This window comes from Acidobacteriota bacterium, from assembly GCA_035529075.1.
In the GTDB taxonomy this organism is placed as follows: Bacteria; Zixibacteria; MSB-5A5; order GN15; family FEB-12; genus DATKXK01.
This window is the reverse complement of the sequence record DATKXK010000016.1, coordinates 96,029-116,795: the sequence shown is the minus strand read 5'-3', so window position 1 is coordinate 116,795 and position 20,767 is coordinate 96,029. Positions and strand designations below refer to the sequence as shown.

Here is a 20,767-nt window from a genome sequence, read left to right as displayed (position 1 = left end):
GCGTACCTCCCGTGTGCCGAATGCTAGATGCAATTAACGACCTGTGGGGCAAATGCAAGATGAGGAATCAGAGGCCGCGCTATCGTCCTGCTTCAATATAGCCGACCACCCCCGTAAGTCAACAGGTTTGCCGGTGTTCCTCTGTGCCACCGCTTCACCAATTGCAAGTCGTGCCCGACGACATGTCAAGCGACGCTTCGGTATTGCACGGCAAACACGGGAGTATTAAGATGAGTTTTGTGGACTTTCGCCCCGCCTACCCCCTCACTGACACACCGCCGGCAGTTGGCGAGAGGCTCGAAATCTCCTCACCAGTACGACGCATTGTAGATTAGAATCGCGGGAGGGTACAAATCAATCTGGCGGAGAGGCAGGGATTCTCCGTGGGGTGTTTGTGTAACCTGTTGGAATGCAGTAAAATAGGCCGTAACTGGCTTAACAGGATAGATTTAGGTTTTTTTGTTTCTTTTTGTCTAGTTTTGTCTAGTTGTGTCTCTTTTTGTCAACCGTGGTCACAGGATGGACACCTATGAAAAGGCCGCGGTCAAGGGTTTCTTTCTTCTTTCTGGTCCTTTGGACGCGCGTGTTTCCGTCGGATTGTTCTGGTCACCTATTCGAGCTCTTCGCTGTGAAGGCCCACGATATTGTTCCGTAGGAGCGGCCGCCCACTCACAAAGCCCGGGTTCTTCTCGACCCAGCCCAAACCTCCGGGCTGACCGCTCATCTGCAATTCCGACTCTTGGTCCTCTGTTTATGCTGTCTCCAGACGAAACGGTTCGCTGCGACGGAGCATGGCATAGATGATGACGGCCAGCTTTCGGGCCACCGCCACTTGTGCCTTCTGAACATTGCTGCGATAGAGAATGCGACAAAGCATTCGGTTCAACTCCGGTGATTTCCGGACAGCGTTGATTGATGCTTCCACCAGAGCGTGACGCAGCGCCCGGTAACCCAACCGGGTAATGCCTCCCGTCCAGACCGACTCCCCCGATGACCTCACGATCGGAGTTAGTCCGGTGTAGCTGGCCAGGGCGATGCTGATCAGAAGCTGACACCAGGAAGCTACCTGCTCACACTGAGACCGTCGCCGCAGCCCCGGGCAACATGCTTGATGTGTCAACATCAATGGGCCGTTCGTATATGCTGACAGAGCGCAAGCACCGTACTGAAAAAGTCCCTTGTGCGACCGATTCAATCCTCGTAAGTTGTTGTTAGCCGGAGTGGCGGAACAGGTAGACACCAGGGACTTAAAAACTGATCATGACGATTCGTCAAGTGATTGAGTGACATCGTAATGCAAAATGAGCAAGGCAGATAAGGCATATTTGTTCAAGCATCACTTTGGATTGATTTGGAGCGTTTTGGAGCAAAAGTGGTCCCAGAATGGTCCCAGAGTAGAAAAAGGTGTCTTGTTTTGAATCTTGTAGGAACCGTGGACCTGCGCACTTGGTGACTTCTATGAATGAGTACGTCCTAGTCTTCAAGAGGGACCGTGTCAGCTTACCTTGCACGGGCCAGTTCTTCACAGACACAGGAATTCTTGACGAGATCTTGAATTCGGTAGAGTTCGCAAGGCGGGGGGAAGTCGAAGAACAGCCGTCCATGCTCCAGATCATTCCATACTCCTTGTTGAGGTATGAAGAAAGAGTACTCACCTACAGAAGAACCGGTGCCGGTGACGAGGATCGTCTTCACAATCGCCAATCGCTTGGTGTTGGTGGACACGTAAACCGCAGCGATTTCAAGTCAGAAGATTGCCTAGTGATGGCGGCAATTGAGACCGCACGCGACCGTGAGATTCGGGAAGAGTTTCAGGTAGACCTCAGCTCTGCACGTCCATTTGTTGGAATGATCTACGATGATGGCAGCGCCGTGGGGAGGGTGCACTTCGGTTTGGTTTTCGAATGCTGGCTCAAGACGCCTGAGGTGAGCGTAAGGGAGTCTGTATTGCACAGAGAGCCGACCCTAATGACAGTGCCGGAGATTCTGAATCTTATAGGGGAGTACGAGAGCTGGTCCAGGATTATTATCGACAATTACTTGACTTAGGTGCTTCGCTAACTCGGTCCTTCTTGGCTACCAGAACTTGCCCTCCGCGCCACCTCAGCTAGCTTGTCGCTGAACTCGTCGATTTCTCTCTTTCCCAGACCAAGTTCCAGTAGCTCCTCATCGTCGGGGCGGGGCTGCTTGAGCATTTGTGCCAATGCTCTCTGTTCAGGCACAGAGAAAGTGATGGCATGCTTGCGGTAGTCCTCAAAGGCTCTATAAGCTAGGGGACAGACTGTCTTCACTATGGATGCCATAACTTCAGCGTATTTGCGGATCTCACTCTGTGCTAATGGACTCGTACGCAAATCCAAGAAGTGTAGAAGATTGTGCAGATCCATCTTCCAGTACCACTCGGTATAGACAGACAATGGTAAGTCGATGCGGCACAGCTCCCTTGCCAGTCCGGTCTCAACAAAGGAAGTGTAACGTTCGTAGGCGTCCGCTTGCGTCCCTTTGAGCGATGCAAGGAACTTCTCAGCGGTATCAGAGTCTACTGGTTTCTCGTCGCGGCCCTGTCGATTTGCCTTCGACTGCATCCTCAGATCGCTGACTTCCGGTACGAAGAACTCCTCCCGCATGACAGAGTATCTTCCCGAATATTCGTTCACGCTGGCCGTCCTATGCCTGATCCATTGTCGCGCCACGAAAATCGGCAGTTTAACATGGAATTTGAACTCAACCATCTCGAATGGCGTCGTGTGGCGGTGACGGTACAAATATCTTATCAGCGCCTCATCCTCGGAAATTGCTTTGGTGCCTTTGCCGTAGCTAACTCTGGCCGCCTGAACAATCGACGCATCTGAACCCATGAAATCCACTAGTCTTACAAAACCTTTGTCCAAGACACGGAATTCCTTATTTATCAGTGCCTGCGCCTCCGCCTTGATTTCTGGCGATACCATGTCGCTCCTTTCCGCCGGTTCACGCGTTCTATGAGAAGTCGCGTCGAGGTTTACAATCGACTGACCGGCCAGTTCGCAAATCTTGATTTGCGGGCTCGAGTACGAAATACAATATGGCCGCTTGACACTCAGTAGTAAATGGTTTTCTTTAATTAATTTGGAAACAATGTCACGATTTGGGTTGTAACGGCGAAGGGCTTGTGTGTGAAGTAGGTCACAACTCAAGAATGGAGGACACAATCCTCCTCCGAGGGCTTATCCCCGCATTAGTGAAGGTGGAAGCAAATGAATGACCACATCTTAGAAGCTTTGATGAGCCGGTATGACATCACGAGCAGGCCACAGGCCGTCAGCTTTCGAGACTTAGTTTCGGGAGTGAACGGCTGCGACCGCGCAACGCACCTGATCCACACCTACCCCGCTAAGTTATTGGCCCACATTCCCAAGTTCTTCCTCCAGAATGATGTCCTATCTAGTCCAGGTGACACAGTTCTGGACCCCTTTTGTGGCTCCGGTACTGTGCTGTTGGAGTCTTTGCTAGCTGGACGCAGTGCAATCGGCGTCGATGTGAATCCGTTAGCCTGTCTTATCTCCAAGGTCAAGACGACCCCCATTGATCCTGCACGTCTTAGACGGGCTCTCGCAGCCGTAATCCAACGGACCGAAACTGGGGGCAGTTCGGATGACCCAGATGTCATCAATATGGACTACTGGTTCACTGCGAGGGTGAAACGCCAGCTGAAGAAGTTGAAAGTCGCGATCAATGCGAGCCGCAATCAGGATTTGAGAGATTTCTTCTTGGTCTGTTTGTCGCAGTGTATTAGAAAGGTGTGTCTAGCGGATCCTAGGTTTTCTGTTCCGGTGCGCCTGAGGCACAACAAGTATCCAGAAGGGCATACCCTTAGGGAACGATATAATAGACACCTTGATAATCTTGAGCGAATCAAGGTCAACGCTGTGTTCGAGGCGATTGCGGAAGCGAACATTGAACGGATGCGGCAGTTTGTTGTCGATGCAGATCTGTCAAACTACTCTAGGGCTATTCTCGGCGACATACGGCACTTGTGCAATGGATCTTTGAATGCGGAGGACCAAAGGCAACATCACATCGAGAGGAGCAGCGTCGATCTCGTAATCACTTCTCCACCGTATCCTGGAGCACAGAAGTACATTCGGGCCTCCAGCCTCAGTCTGGGCTGGCTGGAGTTGTGCGATTCAGCGACGATGCCAGTGTTGAAAGATCGAGTGATTGGCCGTGAAGAGACTAGAGCGAATGGAACAAAAAGACTCTCTAAAACGGGCATCGCGGTGGCGGATCGGTTCGTTTCGTATGTTTGGAATCGCAATCGGACCAGAGCACAAATTGCAGCTACATATGTGGAGGAAATGAAGTCTGCAATGAGTGTAGTAGCCCACGCTTTGAAGAGGGGTGGCAGTTTGGTTATCATCGTCGGTGACGGTCACTTTGTAGGGAGGAGATTTCCAAACCACGAGATCACTCAAGCCATTTGCGAAGACGCAGGTCTTAGGACTAGGCTGGTCCTAACAGACAAGATCAGATCAAGAGCACTGCAAACCAAGCGTCACTGTACTTCGAGAGTGATGCAGAAGGAGTGGGTGATGTTGTTCACCAAGTAGGGGGATTCATGGCACTTCGCGCACCAGAACTCATCGATAACATACAGGAGTTGAACGAGCTAATATGGGAACGACAAGTTACGGAGCCGATGATAGAGGATTGGGTCTCAAACTTTAAATCAGAACGTGCAAGATTCCCAGACTACGAGGTTAACGCGCTGTACTTATTGTCGAATTTCCTGTACTTTGGGAGCAAGGAAATCAGGTCACTACTAAAGTCGATGTATAGAGACAAAGTCAAGTATCGTATCGTCGCGAATATTCGTAGAAGTCTTAATCATACTCTCGATGCAAACACAATACACGAGCACTACGAGCGGGAGTTAAGAAGGTCCCGTTTCATCCCTGTGGGAAACCCCTCCGAAAGCGGATCCCATCTGCTCTATTTCTTCCGACAAGAGAACCAGCTGGGCAAGGACCTGTTCGTGAATGCCCATCAAATCTTCGAAGGAAATCACTTAAGAATGGACTTCAGAGGAGGGCGGTTCTTGCGATCGTTGTTTAGAGCGCTATTCGGTACCAGACTGAGACTTCGTTACCCTTTGGTCAAGCGTTACATTTTCATCGACGACTTCTGCGGGTTCGGATCACAAGGCCTTGAATACTCTCGCAGTATTGTAGAGAGAATCAAGGGCTTCGATGAAGATGTGGAGACCTCGTACCTTGTGTTAGTCGCGACTTCAGACGGTATTGACACGATAGTAAGAAACACACTCTTTGACCATGTAGATGCTGTGTTTGAACTTGATAGAACGTTTAAGTGTTTCGGGGCAAACTCGCGCTATTTTTCTGAGGATATGGCCGATATGAAGAAAGCTACGAGAGACATGTGTAGGCTATTCGGCGAGAGGTTGGTACAACCTGCTCATGCACTCGGATTTGATGACTGCCAGTTGCTTCTGGGATTCCATCACAACGTGCCGGACAATACACTTCCTGTGATTTGGTTTGACGAACCAACGGAGCCTCCTTGGATTCCTATCTGCAAACGATACCCGAAACTGTACGGCGGGGTATGAGATGGTGCATGTTAAAACAAACCCTTTCAATATTACACAGGCAAAGGACTTCAGCGACGAAGAAATCCTGCAGTTCTGGGTGGATCTGACAGGACCGAACGGGGATGGCGGATTCGACACCATTTTGAAACCTAGATCACCTGTACCGATGCTCCTTTTGGGTAGCAAAGGCAGCGGCAAGACTCATTTACTGCGGTACTACTCTTTTCGAAGCCAATCAATCAGAAATTCAAGTGATATCCTAAAGGGTCTCACAGAAGACGGCTACATCGGAATATACGTTCGGATGGGTGGGCTGAACGCTCAGCGGTTCAGTGGTAAGGGAATGGCAGATGACTACTGGGCAAGAGTGTTCCAGTACTATCTCGACCTATGGCTTGCACAAGTGCTGCTGAACTGCGTTACGGAAGTGTACGAGTCGCAACCGATGCCGGAGGAGACTGAATCTTCTTTATGTAAAGATGTCTGGGAGCTTTTCACTCACACTCACGGTGAGGTACCGAATACATTGCGAGAGCTATGCATATACATGAGTGGATTGCAGAAGCAGCTGGATAGGGCGGTCAATGACATTTCCTCAACGAGTAAGATCGAGGTTGACGTGACTGCCAATCCGGGTTATCTGATATTCGGCATCCCGAAGGTACTGGCGGAACACCTCAGTAATCTAAAAGACTGCGTGTTCGTGTATCTCATCGATGAGCTGGAAAACATCACAGAGGAACAGCAGAAGTATGTGAACACTTTAATCAAGGAAAAGGAGAACCCTTCTACTTTCAAGGTCGGCGCCAGATTGTACGGGCATCGCACCTATTATACTCTCAGTGCCAATGAGATGCTTGTTGAAGGCTCAGAGTTCGAGGAGGTCAGGCTGGACGACCTGCTCCGCAATAACGAACACTACGAGCACTTTGCTATGCGGCTCATAGCCCGACGCTTAATAGAGCATTCGTACTTTCGTCCCGAGTTTGAGCAAGCGCCTGAGCTAAGCGATAGGCTTTTGAGATCTTTCGAAGGCTCGGACACAGAGGATCTCGAAGATACTGAGCGCGAGCGAATAATGTCCAAATACGTCGCACGGGACCGACCGTACTTCGCTCGATTGCGATCCCAACTAAGCGTCGCGCTCAGTGCGCGTATTGCGCCGGGTTTGCAGGAACCAGGGCATATCGAAGAGGTCATATCGCAACTAGCGCATAGTGAAGAACCGCTGCTGGAGAAGTTGAATATATTCCTCTTCTATCGCGCTTGGAAAGATGGAGAAGATTTGCTTTCCGCTGCAACTTGCATTCAAGCGAAATGCTCTGCATTTGTCGAGCCTGGTGAGAGAGCGGCTGATTATGACGGCGTTCTGAGTCACTTCAAGTCTGACCTTCTTGCGCAGCTCCGCAAGGATTGCGGTCTCAAACAACGGTACAGGGGGCTCAAGATGATGATCTCAATGTCTTGGGGCGTACCCAGAAGTCTTCTCGTGCTACTGAAGAGGACTTTTGATCGCGCTTTGTTCCGCGACGAGGATCCGTTCAAGTTTACACAGATCAGTATCGCGAGCCAAGAGGACGGTGTCAGACGTGCTACTGATTGGTTCTACGCCGATGCGAAGATTAGAGGGCGAGATGGCTCACTTGCTAGAGATAGTATTGGTCGCCTTGCCACTCTTTTTAGGAGCGTACGTTTTAGCGACAAGCCGTCTGAGTGCTCGCTTGTTGCATTCAGCACGGATCTGTCAGGGGTTACGGAAGAGGCTCAGCGAATTATCAAGCTGTGCTGCGATCACTCGCTGCTCGTTGTAGTGAGTGAGAGGCAGGACAGGAATTCGGAAAGGATTGACAAAATATACCAGCTAAATCGAATGCTGGCGCCACGTTGGGACTTGCCGATCTTCAAGCGCGGCGACCTAGCTTTAGACGGGTTGGCAGTATCAGTAATCTTCGATCATCAGACGATGGTTGTTAACGGTGGATTCGATAGGTTCTTTGATAAAAGGCTAGCCGCTATGATGGCACCTCACTTTGGAAGTCGGCGCCCCGACCTTGGCCAACCTGATATGTTCGAAGGAGGGGGGAGAGATGATTGATTATGGCATATTCTACAAGGACAAGTTCTCTTATGAGTCAGACTGGAATGAGGCCCGTACATATGACTTATTTATATCGGCATACTCCGATGCGGAGCGTGTGCGAAAAGTATACGACAAGATCCAAGCGGCAAGAAAACTATGGCTCCTAATGCCTGAGTTCAAGTACGACAGGGCCGAATTCCCTCCCGGTCAATGTTACGCGAACGGTCACTCTTCAGAGGCGGAGTTCATTCAAGGAATGTGGACAAAGCTCGACCTGCGACGGATTCCAGACAGGATAGCGGTCGATATTACAGGCTTTATTCGTCCTTATTTGATGTACCTAGTACTGTGGCTCAGGCTTCGTGGTGTTCGGAAATTCGACGCCCTCTACTCTGAGCCAGTGGTGTACAGCGAGCGAGGCAAGACGAAGTTCTCCGACGAGTTGGTCGAAGAGGTGCGCCAAGTCCCCGGATTTGAAGGAGAACATAATGTTGATACATCAAAGGATTTCTTAATTGTAGGATCCGGTTACGACCATCATTTCATAGCTCACGTTGCCGACTACAAGAGAAGCTCAAGGAAGATTCAATTGTTTGGTTTGCCATCGCTGAAAGCGGACATGTATATGGAGAATAGGCTTCGGGCAAACGCGGCCGCAGAAGATATTGGGGATGGCACGAGTGATCACACCGAGCATCTCTTCGCTCCGGCCAACGACCCGTTCACGGTAGCGAGTGTATTGCAGACCACGGTCAAGCGGCTCAAGTGTAGGTATGGACTAACTAACCTATATCTTAGCCCACTTGCAACTAAGCCACAGGCTCTTGGCTTTGCCATTTACTATATATATGAATGCCTCAGAACTCCTACGAGCATCATCTTCCCGTATTGCGCATCCTATCCTCGGCGAACAGCGAAAGGCATAACCAATATTTGGCGATATGTAGTCGAGTTCTCTTAATGGGGCCACATGAAATCACCGCAATTGCCTTGAAGGGCAATTGACGATACTGGGCATCCTCCTACACTGAACTGGCGGCACCACACCCGCCGCTCATCCATCAACCAATCCCAATCGAGTAGGAGGATCAAATGCCACAGAATCTGTATGATGCACACCGTCAGTGGGCCATCCGCCCGCCTGATGAACGATTTCCAAGCCTCGGAGCTGTGTACGGCTTCCTGAATAGCCGTAGGAGGGCCTCGGAGGAGGAAAGGCGACCCTTGAGTCGGATCGAGGTAAAACACGACGCACAGGGCAATCTGACGCTGAATGGGACTACCCGGCTGACCCGCCCCCAGTTATTGTACCACTTTTTAGGTTAGTCCTGTTGACCTCTGACCTCACCCCGTTAACTGCACCACTTCTTGGTTAAGGATTTCGACTTTCTGCGGTCGGTTTGAAATCCATTGATCCGCGAACTCCGAGGGAGGAATGTCGCCCAGGGAGGTGTGCGGACGTACCTTGTTGTAGTCTTGTTTCCACTCAGCCAATTTGCACCTGGCATCGTCCAATGTCAAGAACAGCTCGGCATTGAGGCATTCGTCTCTGAGCCGGCCGTTGAAGCTTTCGATGTAGGCGTTCTCAACCGGCTTGCCGGGTCGGATGAAATCGAGCTGTACGCCGTTGCGGTAGGCCCAAGAGTCCATCTCCTTGGAGAAGAACTCCGAACCGTTGTCGACCGTGATAATCCTGGCCAGTCCCCGGGTGGCCGCCAAACGGTTGAGAACCGCCGTAACCCGGCGGGCAGGCAGCGAGAAGTCAGCCTCGATTGCGAGGCACTCCCGAGTGAACACATCTACGATCGTTAACGCCCGAAAACGCCGCCCGTTGTCGAGGGTATCCGCGATGAAATCCATACTCCAACGCTGGTTGGGTGCTGAGGGAGGTGCTGGCGCCACCCGGCAGTGGCTGGCCCGCTTGCGACGCTTCTTGGTTCTTACACTCAAACCTTCCTCCCCGTAGAGCCGATACACCCGCTTGTGGTTGATTCGCCAACCCTCCCTTCGCAACAGCAGATACAGTCGACGGTAACCGAACCGTGGCCTGGCTGCGGCCAGCTCTCGTAATCGCATACGTATTGCCCGATCGTCCTTGCGCTGAGATACGTAGTAAAACGTCGATCGGCCAAGCTCTAAGAGCCCACACGCCCGACGATGACTTGCTTCATACCCTTCGGTCAAACATGTCACCGCCTCTCGTTTGCGCGCGGGCTTCAGAACTTTTTTGACAGCACCTCCTGAAGCATCTGCTTGTCCAGCGTCAGATCCGCCACCACCTGCTTCAGCCGACGGTTCTCCTCCTCAAGCTGCTTGACTCGCCTAAGCTCCGAAACCCCCATCCCCGCATACTTCTTCTTCCAAGCATAAAATGTCGGCTCGGATACGCCCAGCTTCCGACAGATCTCCACCACCCGGGTCCCCTGCTCGGCCAATCGCAGGGCATAAGCTATCTGTTGTTCTGTGAAGCGCTTCTTCTTCACTGTGCCGTCCTCCTTCCAAGAACCGCTTACAGTGAAATCCTTAAGCTCACATTGGTCCAGTTTTTTGGGAGAACGTCAGCTCTCCAGGACAGCCTGCGAGCACGTTCACATTTCCCGTCTAGACGATCCCGGTTTTTTTGTGACAGTCCCGCTTGCGTTTGCGGGCCTTGACAGCCTATATTGGTAGTGACGTAAGTACTGCGACGGGAGATAGGGCGGGTCTTCCGGTTGACACTGACCGTTGGCATACGGACAAACCGGTTAGGGGAAGCCAAAAACAAGCGGCCAAGGCAGATCACAAGGTGACAAGCGACACAAAGAAGCGCTCCGGCGGAGACCTGTTTATTGTCGATAACAGTGATTCCGACTGGAAGGTCAGGCAGTACCTGCACGAATGGGCCGACGTCGCCAATCGGTTCGACATAGCAACAGGTTACTTCGAAATTGGGGCGTTGCTCGCCCTTGACGGTCAGTGGCAGAAGCTCGAGAAGTTGCGGATTCTCATGGGTGACCAGGTGTCAATGCGGACCAAAAAGGCACTCCTGGCAGGCATTGAAGCCGCAAAGACTGTCCTCGACCAGAGCATTGAGAAGGAAAAGGAGTCGAATGATTTCCTGACCGGTGTGCCAGCGATGGTAGATGCCATAGCCAAGGGTCAAGTAGCCTGCAGGATCTATACACAGGACAAGTTTCACGCCAAGGCTTATATCACCCACGCCAAGCAGGCCGTGATCGGGTCATCCGCTCTCGTGGGTTCCAGCAACTTCACTCATCCGGGCCTCACGACAAACGTTGAATTGAATATTCAGATTCGCCGTGAGGTCGATTTGCTGCAGGAATGGTTCGAGAAGCACTGGGGTAAGGCCGAGGATGTGTCCGAGGAAGTCCTAAGGGTCATTGAACGCCACATCCGTCAATACACTCCGTTCCAGGTCTACGCCAAATCGCTCCACGAATTTTATCGCGGTCATGAGATGACTATCGGTGAGTGGGAACTCGAAGAATCACAGGTCTACCCTATACTGGACCAGTACCAAAAGGATGGTTATCGCGCCCTCATGAAGATCGCCAAAAGCCATGGCGGGGCTCTCCTCTGTGATGGAGTGGGTCTGGGTAAGACATATATCGGGCTGATGGTGATTGAGAGACTCCTACACGACCGCAAGAAGGTTGCGCTCTTCGTGCCCAAATCTGCGCGCGGACCGGTTTGGGAAGACGATCTGCGCCGGTACCTACCCGACCAGTCCGGCGATTTCAGCAACCTCGCCACCTATAACCATACGGATCTGCTTCGCGAGGGCATTTACCAGGAGCGCATGGACAGAATCGCACGGGTAGTCGATGCTATCGTTATCGATGAGGCCCATCATTTCCGCAATCAGGCTGCCGCTCGCAGCAGAAGACTCTTCGAGATGGCCGAAGGAAAGCAAGTATTCCTTCTCACCGCAACGCCAATAAACAACAAGCTCCCGGATCTGCAGCACCTGATTGAGTTGTTCTCGCGCAAAGAGGGTGACCATTTCAAAGAGGCACCTCTCGGGATTCACAGCCTTTCGGGACACTTCAGGAAAATGGAAAAGGCCCTGGAGAAGGTTATCGACGGCAACCCGTACGACGCCGGTGGCATCACGTTGAAAGAGGCCGAGGAGGTCCTGGCCAAGGACGACTTGTTCCGGGCTCTTGTTGTCCAGCGAAGCCGGGCTTATGTTCGGGAAAGCCAGAAGCAACACCGCGGGCGCGAAATCCTTTTCCCCGAGCGCAAAGCACCCAAGGTCGTCGCGTATTCTCTGACCAAGACATATGGTTCTCTTCTGGACTGCATCGAGAAGGCTATGAGCCGGAACCGTCCTCTGCTCAGACTGGGGGTTTACTATCCTCTGGCCTACTATCGGGGGAAAGACGAAGCTATTGATCCCATGGAGCACGGACGGCAGAAACAGGTGGTCGGCCTCATCAGGACTCAATTGCTGAAGCGGTTCGAGAGTTCGGCCGTCGCATTCCAGGCCACCTGTGAGGCCCTCCTGCTCAAACTTCTGGCCTTTGTGCAGAAACATGAGCCGCCGGACTCAGAACGCTGGCAGGTCAGTCACAGCGCTCTTATACAAAGAATCCGGGATCATCAGATTGAGCGCGGTGCAATCGAAGAAGAGGACTTCGAGGATGATGTTATCCCCGAAGAATTGCTGGAGCTGTTCGAGGATCTGGACCCGAAAGAATACGATGTCGCAAAGATCATCAAAGATACTCTTCTGGATCTCGATCTCCTTGCCGAATTCCTCGAAGAACTGAAGAGTTTTACACCGAAGAACGATGACAAATTGCGGGCTCTTGTTTCCGTTATCAAACGAGACAAGAGATTGAAAAAGCACAAAGTCCTGATCTTTTCCGAATACATAGATACGGCCAGATACCTCGGGCGGGAGTTGCACGCTAGGGGAATTGGGCCACTGCAGGAGGTCGACAGCGGTACCAAGAGAGATAGAGGGCAAATCATCAAGGCCTTTGCACCCTACTATAACAAGTTACTCGCTGACGCCATCGAACGACTCGGGGATAATGAGATTCGTGTTCTGGTATCGACCGACGTTCTCTCGGAAGGCCTGAATCTCCAGGACGCCAGCTGTATCGTAAATTACGACCTCCACTGGAATCCGGTACGTCTCATGCAGCGCATCGGCCGTGTTGACAGACGACTGGACCGCACTATAGAAAACCGGATTTTGCGAGACCGCCCTGACCAGATCGATGATCCCCGGCAGGTCCATATCTGGAACTTTTTGCCGCCGGATGACCTCGACCGGCTTCTCAACCTCTATAACAAGGTATCGAAAAAGACGCTCCGGATTTCGAAGGTGTTCGGGATCGAGGGAAAGAAGCTTATAACCCCGGACGATGATTATGATGCCCTGAGGGATTTCGATCACGCCTACGAGGGTGAGGTCACATCCACAGAAAAGATGTTTCTCGAGTATCAAAGGCTGCTGCGAAATCACCCGGGCTTGGCTGAACAGTTGGATGGATTGCCTCTGAAGGTCTTTAGCGGCAAATCTCACCCCACAGAGGACGCCAGCGCCGTGTTCCTGTGTTATTCTATCCCCGCCCGTGATGCAGAGAAAGGAGAATGGACGCGTGAGGCCGGAAACTGTCGATGGTACCTCTACGATTGTAAAACGGAGGGCATAGAGGAGGATCCTACTGCTATGGTCGATCTGATCCGCTCAACAACCCGGACGGCGCGTAAGACTTCCATGCAGCAGAAATCGCTTAGTGAAATACGGGGCACGATAGACAAGCACATCAAGAACACGTACCTCAAGAAGGGTCAGGCCCCTCTCGGGGTCAAACCGACCCTCCTGGCCTGGATGGAGCTATGCTGACGTATGAGTAGATCGGAATTAGAGCGCCTCCGCGGAATCAGGACTTTGCCATCACTTATTGCGTACTTGCGGGATGAGCTGGGGTGGCCAATGGAGCAAAGTATGGTCGAGGAAGACCTCACCTTCGATTACTCTCCGGATGAACTTGGCATTGCGCCAGGCCAGGCAGTTGGGATAAAGGAAATCAAGCAACTCCGACCAATGGAAGCGAACCAACCGTGGGGTATTTTTTGGATCAATTTCGAAAAGAAGCGCCTCCCCGTAGTAATACTCCGCCGCATTCTCGGACATCTGGTCATCAAGAAGCGCGCCTCCGCCAAGAAAGCCAGCCAGCGCACCTGGCACGCCAGCGACTTGCTCTTCATTTCTGCCTATGGCGAGGACAATGATAGGGCTATCACGTTCGCTCACTTTGCACAGGATGCCGGAAACGGTGGCGATCTACCCGTACTTAAGGTTCTCGGATGGGACGGCGGGGACACGGTCTTGCACCTGGCGGACGCCCACCGAACCCTGACCGAGAAACTCCGCTGGCCGGACAACCCTGACGATCTAGCCGACTGGCGCGACCAGTGGTCCAGCGTTTTCACACTCCGGCACCAGGAGGTCATCAGCACTACCCAGGCACTCGTTGAGGAGCTTGCGAAACTGGCAACCTCTATCCGCAAACGGGTCGACGCCATTCTTTCCCGAGAGTCCGAGCGAGGCCCCATGCGCCGGCTCTATGCCGCGTTCAAGACTGCCCTCATCCATGACCTTAGCGAGCACGACTTCGCAGACGTGATCGCCCAGACCATCTCCTATGGTCTGCTTGCTGCCCGATTCTCCAGCAAGGGCGGCATCTCCATCAAGAGCCTGGTGGAAATGATTCCCCCGACCAATCCTTTCCTGCGGGAGCTACTGGGGGAATTGCTCGCCGTTGCAGGGCGCAAGAAGGGCGCCTTCGATTTCGACGAACTCGGTATTCAGGATGTAGTTGACCTCCTGAACCAAGCTAATGCCGAAGCTGTGAAATCCGACTTCGGGAACCGGACGCGTAACGAGGATCCTGTCATTCACTTCTACGAGCATTTCCTGAAGGCTTACGACAAGAAGAAGAAGGTGCAGCGCGGCGTATTCTTCACTCCGCAGCCCGTCGTTTCCTACATCGTCCGCAGCGTTCATGAACTCCTGCAGACTGAATTTGGCCTCGAAGACGGACTCGCTGACACGACCACGTGGGGCGAGATGGTGAAGCGAAACAAGGACCTCAAGATCCCCGAGGGTGCGAAGCCCGGCGATCCCTTCGTCTTGATCCTCGACCCAGCCACCGGAACGGCGACCTTCCTTGTGGAGGTGATAGAAGTTATCTTCACGCAACTGAAAACGAAGTGGACAGATCTTGGAAGGAAGCCCGCCGAGATTTCTAAGCTCTGGAACGAGTACGTGCCCAAGAACCTGCTCCCGCGTCTCTACGGCTACGAACTGATGATGGCCCCATACACCATTGCCCACATGAAGCTGGCGCTGAAGCTCCAGGAGATCAACGCCCGGCTCGGCCAGCCCGACTTCCAGTTCATGTACACCGACCGCGCTCACATCTACCTGACCAACTCGCTTGAGCCGGCCGGGGACAACAGACAGGGCGTGCTGGAGGGCATCTTTCCCGCGCTGGCCCACGAGGCTCAGGCCGTGAGTGGAGTGAAGCGGAACAAGCGATTCACCGTGATCGTGGGCAATCCTCCCTACTCGAAACTGTCAACGAACTTCAATGAGTGGATCGATGCGCTTCTGCATGGGCGTGGTGATGGCGCCGCTGACACCTCGGATTACTACTGTCTTGATGGTGCTCCTATGGGAGAAAAGACGGTCTGGCTTCAGGACGACTACATCAAGTTCATGCGGTTGAGTCAGCATCTCATAGTTCGGTCGGGGCTGGGACTTCACGGCTATATCACGAACAACGGGTATCTCGATAACCCAACTCTGCGGGGAATGAGACAGCAGTTGGGTCTTGCGTATGGCAACCTATATCTCCTAGACCTACACGGCAGCACCAAGCGCGGCGAAACGGGCGCGCAAGGCGGCGGAGACGAGAACGTCTTCGACATCCAACAAGGTGTCGCTATCGGTATCTTCTCCCGCGCCGTCAGCCCCGGCGCTGGCGTGGTGAGACATGCCGACTTGTTTGGCGCGAGAACGCGCAAATATGCATTTCTTAGTCGCGGGACAATTTCTCAATCAGACTGGGAGGTGCTACAGCCATGTTCGTCCTTCTATCTCTTCGTCCCCGTCGATGTGACTAATCAGGCGGAATATGAAGCTGGCTGGCGTGTTACAGATGTTTTCGCGGTGCAGCATTGTGGGATCATCACGAAGCGGGACGCACTGACGATCGGATGGACAGCGGAGGATGTCTATCGGACAGTCTCTGACTTCAGCAGGATCCCACCTGAAACTGCTCGCAAGAAGTATAATCTACCGGAGGATGTGCGAGACTGGAAGGTTGAGTGGGCACAGGATGATCTACGGAGTTGCGGGATAACCCGAGATCGTGTGATCAGGATTCTCTATCGGCCCTTTGATGTCCGTTTCACGTACTTCACTGGCCGATCAAGAGGGTTCGTGGGATGGCCCGTTGCCGATGTGACACGACTGATGCTGTCCGGGCAGAACCTCGGTCTTGTGACGACGCGGATGACAAAGGGAGAGAGCTTCCATCACGTTCTTGTATGTCGGCATATGTCTGAGGTGATTTGTCTTTCGGCGAAGACTTCGAACAACGGTTTTATCTTCCCCCTGTATCAGTCGTCCTCCGATCTTGACGGGCCCCTTTTCGCCAGATCACGAAACCGCACATCGGAACTGGCGCTAGAAAGCAACATAGCTCCAGATTTTCTAAGAAGTATTTCTGCGTCTGTACAGCTTGCGTTCGTCCCATTCGGCAGAGGAGACCTCAAAGCGACATTTGGACCGGAAGATGTCTTTAGCTACCTTGTTGCTGTCCTGCACTCCCCCAGTTACAGGCTTCGCTATCGTGAATTCTTGAGCCGCGACTTCCCGCGCCTTCCGCTCACATCCAGCCTCAACCTCTTCCGCGCCCTGGCGAAACTGGGCGGCGAACTCGTCGCGCTGCACCTGATGGAATCGCCGAAACTTGACAAGCACATCACCAAGTGGATCGGCAGCAAGAACCCCGAGGTCGAGAAGATCACGTACTCCGACGAGACCGTCTGGACCGACAAGGCCCAGAGCGAAGGCTTCCGCGGCGTCCAGGAGAACGTCTGGGCCTTCTGCATCGGCGGCTACCAGGTCTGCCAGAAATGGCTCAAGGACCGCAAGGGCCGGACGCTCTCCTCCGACGACATTACGCATTACCACCGCATCGTTGTCGCGATAAGCGAGACTATTGGCCTTATGGCCGAAATCGATGACGTGATTCAAAAGCATGGTGGCTGGCCAGGTGCATTCCATTGAAGAGTTTAGCAGGGCTGATCTTCTTGTGATCGATTGAAAGCCGGTTAGACGGTTTTGATAGGTTGAAATTCACTTCCACTAGCTTTTGTAGGAGTTTTTGAGTGAGGTTTAAGACCCAAAGGGTATTGGCATGGATAGTCTTCTGCATAGCGCCGCTATACGACATAGCAGACTATTGTGGATGGAGTGACAAATTGTCCGATAGAGTGGCCATCGAAAACGCTTGGCAACGTTTCACCTTTTCTCAGGGGGGCCAATATTATCCTCTTCGAGGACGATCCAGGATTTGCGGGGTTGCCGGATTCTGTACGGCGAGACGCTGTCTACGAGGCTGTAGCTGATCTTGTAGCCCGAAGACTCGACAAAGCCAAAAGTCTCGGATGAGAACAAACTGTATTAGAGGTGGGTAATCATGGCCCGAGCGGACCAAGCAGCTGACTTACTCAGAAAAGGTAACTCTCCGAGCAGAATAGCAGCTGAGATGGGAATCACTGTTGCCTCGGTAAAAGGCTATCTATACACAAAGATAGGGGATGGCACCATTAGCCATTCGGACATTGTCTTTTCCATCGATGCGCCGATCCGAGATGCCATAGAAGATTTTATTTCGACAAGCGGAATTACGGTTCCATACCGGATCAGTCAGCACCTTGAGAAAAATGGTCTCCAGATCAGCAAAGAGGAGATTGAATTCTACCTCAGGTCTCGTCATGAGTACCTTGGCGACATGTATGCCCTGATTCGCGAATTTGAAGTGTTCCTACACCGAGCAATCAAGCGAGTGCTCGTAAAAGATTTCGGCGAAGATAACTGGTGGCGCTCCGGTGTACCAGTCAAGGTACGAAAAGAATGTGTCGTACGCCTCGAAGAGGATGACGAACCGGCAGATGACCCATACTGCTATACTAATCTGATTCATCTACTCCAAATTCTCGAAAAGCAACGGAGCACGTTCTCACTGGTCTTGCCGAGCAACATCGCAAGAGATAAGCCCGGTCTAAAGAGGAGCTTCAACAGACTTAATCGAATTCGCAATGCCGTAATGCACCCCGTTCGTGGCGAAATGCCATCGGATGAGGATTTCAGTTTTGTCAGAGAATTCACAGCCGAGATGAAAATGGACAAGTGGCGGTTGGAGTAATTCAGTTGCCGATTGCCCATGTATAACCTTACTCGCTCACCTACTATGTAGGTATACCATACCTCATGAGACACTCCTTACGTAGACTAAGAGTGATTTGAGGAGGTTTTGCTTATGAGCAAAGAGGCACGAGATTATTTGGATTTGCAGCGGAGGCTGGCTGTTTTCAAGTATGCGGAGGGGTGGGGAAACGTTGCCAAAGCCTGCCGTGCGTTTGCGATGCCGCGAGCATCCTATTATCACTGGAAGAAGGCCTACGACGCCGAAGGCGAAGCAGGCTTGGTGCGGAAGCAACCGATAGCTAAGAAGCACCCAAGGGCGATCGGGCAGGAAACCGTAGATGAAGTGCTGGAACTGCGTACAAAGTACCACCTCGGGCCACAGCGAATCGTCTGGTAAATGGAAAGGTATCACGGAATGCGGATCGCCTTCTCCAGCGTTTACCGGATTCTCGTGCGTCATGGGCTGAGCCGATTCCCCAATCGGGTCGGTTGCCGTGCCCTGCACACCCGTCGCTATGCGAAGCAGGTCCCCGGGCATCATATCCAAGTGGACGTGAAGATTCTCTCCCTGACAGCGCCTGATGGCAAGAAGATCCGACGCTTCCAGTACACCGCTATCGACGATGCTACTCGGGTACGGGCGTTGAAGATATACCGGCGTCATACTCAGAAGAATGCCATACATTTCGTTGACTATGTAATCGAGAAGTTTCCCTTTCGCATCCATACGGTCCGTACTGATCGGGGCCACGAGTTCCAGGCTCTGTTCCATTGGCACGTTGAAGATAAAGGAATGCGTCATGTATATATCAAGCCACGTTCGCCCCAACTTAACGGTAAAGTCGAGAGATCCCACCGATCCGATGGTGAAGAGTTCTATCAGCTATTGACTTACACTGACGATGTCGACTTGAACAAGAAACTGGCGGAATGGGAACGATTTTACAATTATGATCGACCCCACGGCGCCTTTGATGGAAAAACCCCTTACGAGGCGCTTCGAAGTATGTTATAATTAGCCCACAACTGTCTCACGGAATATGCAATATCACAATTCCCTGTGTGACTCCAACTTCATGTAGCGGCCCGGCGCTTGCGTGGCGTCGGGTCTTTTTCTGTCCAGCTGGACGCCTCGAAAGACGCAGTGTCCCCGAGCTTCTATGCGACGGCGAGCCGTGCCACACGCCTGACGTCCACAGGAAGGCCCCTCTTAGTCGGTTTGTCCGGGGATTCTGAGGCAATGTCGCCGTCTAAGGGGTGGGGGATACCCTCACTCAAAATCCATTGAGAAAACGCCTGAAAATCGCGCGTACAAAACGGCTCGAATAAGCCCTTCTAAGCGACGAGTTTGAAAATAGGTGTATTGATAGGGGTAAAACGGCTCAAGTCCACGTTTGGGAATGGACCACCTTGTGGTACAAGGGATTACGGCGGGCCTAAATGCGAACAGCAGCAAACACGGAGAACCCCAAGTTTAGGGGTTAAGCCCTTGTGTAATAGTAGCTTCCATAAACCGGACAAAACAAGTCCGGCTGTTTATCCCAACCAACTTTACCGTACCGGAGAGAGCGGGCTGAGAATCAGCCCGGCAATGACATGAAATGATATGGAATCAATGAGACGAAATGACCCGTCTTGACCTGTACGGAATCACAGTAAAGACCTTGTCACATCGGCGCTTGCGCCCTTCACAGCCGCAATGACACCGCGTCATTCGAGCGCCAGGGTTGCTATAACACTAGGCCATTCGGCGCCGGATCACTTGCGGTCCGCGAGGGTGCAATGGTACTAAACCCCGGTATCGCTTGCGGCACAAACACGTGGCGTCATTGTGCATTGCACAATAGTGCACAGATAGGGCCAGCAAAGTTGCCGGAAAGTGTCGTCAAACGTGGCAGTTTTCACCATGTCATACTACGCGAATCTGCACAATCGGGGACCTTCGCACAGTCGCCTAAGTGCCTGTCGCTGGGCCCGTTGTGTCGTTGCGGCCATGCGGCTGAGTGCGTAGTGTCGGATTATGGTCATGACCAAAAGCGGCAATAGTCGCGGTGAGGTCACGCCGTGAGATCTAAAGAGACCGCCGGGCTGTCATCGGAAACGCTGCAAGAGCTATCTGCACAGCAGTTTAGGCGGCTCGGCTACTCGGCGGAAAGGGTTGCATGGGTAATGACCCCAAATGACCCATCCCCGCCTTCACTGCCGCTTGACGGGCCGGGTTTCCTTGAACACGGTGAAAGGGTGCTCTCTGACTATCGGCGGGTAATCCATGAAGTGGCCGTGTGGACTTCGACTGATCCCGGTATCGTCCCATTCGATCGAATCGGCTCCCCTCACACGCCCCAGAACCGCCCTGCCGTCATAGTACGCTTCCAGGAAGGCTTGCAGCTTCTTCAGGAACGGCCCGCCGCTGAGCGAGCATACCTGCTCCTGTAGCAAGAAGCTAGGTGGAACGACAAGGACGTCTTCCTCAACTCGTTCGGTGCCAACGCCCTGCCTGTCGGTAGTGCTCTTACGTTCCGGCCTTGACCTGGTTGTTCGTTCTGCCACGAATCATCACTGACTCTGAGTGCCCCCGCCCCTGCTTGAGTTAATATACACATCTGTGCAGTATGTCGTCAACCGTCTGAAGCGCCGA

Annotated in this window: 12 protein-coding genes and 2 pseudogenes; 10 read left to right on the top strand and 4 right to left on the bottom strand. The window is 52.6% G+C overall.

Going from position 1 to position 20,767, the window contains the following annotated elements; translation table 11 throughout:
• Positions 1-751 precede the first annotated feature (751 nt).
• The gene (locus tag VMY05_11515) at positions 752-1,123 is read right to left on the bottom strand and encodes a transposase (protein ID HUV31699.1); all 372 of its coding nucleotides are present in this window, start codon (positions 1,121-1,123) and stop codon (positions 752-754) included.
• Positions 1,124-1,458: 335 nt separating this feature from the next.
• Here VMY05_11515 and VMY05_11510 point away from each other — a divergent pair, with 335 nt between their 5' ends.
• Positions 1,459-2,049, top strand: a complete 591-nt coding sequence (locus VMY05_11510) for a hypothetical protein (GenBank protein ID HUV31698.1) — start codon at positions 1,459-1,461, stop codon at positions 2,047-2,049.
• 8 nt (positions 2,050-2,057) lie between these two features.
• On the opposite strand, the gene thyX is transcribed toward VMY05_11510, so the two are convergent.
• Entirely contained in the window at positions 2,058-2,951 is an 894-nt protein-coding gene (gene thyX, locus VMY05_11505) for an FAD-dependent thymidylate synthase (protein HUV31697.1), read from the bottom strand.
• A 285-nt stretch (positions 2,952-3,236) separates the two neighbouring features.
• On the opposite strand from thyX, the gene VMY05_11500 reads away from it, so the two are divergent.
• The 4 genes from VMY05_11500 to VMY05_11485 are packed head-to-tail and all read left to right on the top strand — an operon-like array spanning position 3,237 to position 8,631.
• Positions 3,237-4,589 (top strand): DNA methyltransferase, encoded by a 1,353-nt coding sequence (locus VMY05_11500; protein ID HUV31696.1) that lies wholly within the window; start codon positions 3,237-3,239, stop codon positions 4,587-4,589.
• A gap of 8 nt (positions 4,590-4,597) precedes the next feature.
• Positions 4,598-5,608, top strand: coding sequence for a hypothetical protein (locus tag VMY05_11495; GenBank protein ID HUV31695.1), 1,011 nt, complete (start codon positions 4,598-4,600; stop codon positions 5,606-5,608).
• Position 5,609: 1 nt separating this feature from the next.
• A complete protein-coding gene (locus tag VMY05_11490) occupies positions 5,610-7,685 on the top strand; it encodes a hypothetical protein (GenBank protein ID HUV31694.1) in 2,076 nt (691 codons plus the stop codon).
• Complete coding sequence (locus VMY05_11485) at positions 7,678-8,631, top strand: hypothetical protein (protein ID HUV31693.1); 954 nt, start codon at positions 7,678-7,680, stop codon at positions 8,629-8,631. The genes VMY05_11490 and VMY05_11485 overlap by 8 nt, the downstream gene beginning before the upstream one ends.
• A gap of 383 nt (positions 8,632-9,014) precedes the next feature.
• Here VMY05_11485 and VMY05_11480 read toward each other — a convergent pair.
• Positions 9,015-10,153, bottom strand: a protein-coding gene (locus VMY05_11480) for an IS3 family transposase (protein ID HUV31692.1) whose coding sequence is annotated in 2 segments (ribosomal slippage) — positions 9,015-9,898 and positions 9,898-10,153 — 1,140 coding nt in all. Because the reading frame shifts where the segments join, the coding sequence is not laid out codon by codon here.
• A 302-nt stretch (positions 10,154-10,455) separates the two neighbouring features.
• Here VMY05_11480 and VMY05_11475 point away from each other — a divergent pair.
• The 5 genes and pseudogenes from VMY05_11475 (at position 10,456) to VMY05_11455 (ending at position 19,144) form a co-directional block, all read left to right on the top strand.
• The gene (locus VMY05_11475; protein ID HUV31691.1) at positions 10,456-13,530 is read left to right on the top strand and encodes a helicase-related protein; all 3,075 of its coding nucleotides are present in this window, start codon (positions 10,456-10,458) and stop codon (positions 13,528-13,530) included.
• Between the two features lie 102 nt (positions 13,531-13,632).
• Positions 13,633-16,986 carry a type ISP restriction/modification enzyme gene (locus VMY05_11470; GenBank protein HUV31690.1) on the top strand — a complete coding sequence of 1,118 codons (3,354 nt, stop codon included), beginning with the start codon at positions 13,633-13,635 and terminating at the stop codon, positions 16,984-16,986.
• Positions 16,987-17,398: 412 nt separating this feature from the next.
• Complete coding sequence (locus VMY05_11465; GenBank protein HUV31689.1) at positions 17,399-18,127, top strand: hypothetical protein; 729 nt, start codon at positions 17,399-17,401, stop codon at positions 18,125-18,127.
• A gap of 114 nt (positions 18,128-18,241) precedes the next feature.
• Positions 18,242-18,430 (top strand): annotated as a pseudogene (locus VMY05_11460) (helix-turn-helix domain-containing protein).
• 59 nt (positions 18,431-18,489) lie between these two features.
• Positions 18,490-19,144, top strand: a pseudogene (locus tag VMY05_11455) (integrase core domain-containing protein).
• Positions 19,145-20,325: 1,181 nt separating this feature from the next.
• Here the strand turns inward: VMY05_11455 and VMY05_11450 are convergent.
• Entirely contained in the window at positions 20,326-20,679 is a 354-nt protein-coding gene (locus tag VMY05_11450; GenBank protein ID HUV31688.1) for a hypothetical protein, read from the bottom strand.
• Positions 20,680-20,767: the final 88 nt, after the last annotated feature.

Coding starts and splice junctions, on each gene's coding strand:
- VMY05_11510 (HUV31698.1), top strand. CDS start 1,459: ATGAATGAGTACGTCCTAGTCTTCAAGAGGGACCGTGTCAGCTTACCT.
- VMY05_11470 (HUV31690.1), top strand. CDS start 13,633: ATGGTCGAGGAAGACCTCACCTTCGATTACTCTCCGGATGAACTTGGC.
- VMY05_11495 (HUV31695.1), top strand. CDS start 4,598: ATGGCACTTCGCGCACCAGAACTCATCGATAACATACAGGAGTTGAAC.
- VMY05_11490 (HUV31694.1), top strand. CDS start 5,610: ATGGTGCATGTTAAAACAAACCCTTTCAATATTACACAGGCAAAGGAC.
- VMY05_11485 (HUV31693.1), top strand. CDS start 7,678: ATGATTGATTATGGCATATTCTACAAGGACAAGTTCTCTTATGAGTCA.
- VMY05_11500 (HUV31696.1), top strand. CDS start 3,237: ATGAATGACCACATCTTAGAAGCTTTGATGAGCCGGTATGACATCACG.
- VMY05_11465 (HUV31689.1), top strand. CDS start 17,399: ATGGCCCGAGCGGACCAAGCAGCTGACTTACTCAGAAAAGGTAACTCT.
- VMY05_11515 (HUV31699.1), bottom strand. CDS start 1,123: ATGTTGACACATCAAGCATGTTGCCCGGGGCTGCGGCGACGGTCTCAG.
- thyX (HUV31697.1), bottom strand. CDS start 2,951: ATGGTATCGCCAGAAATCAAGGCGGAGGCGCAGGCACTGATAAATAAG.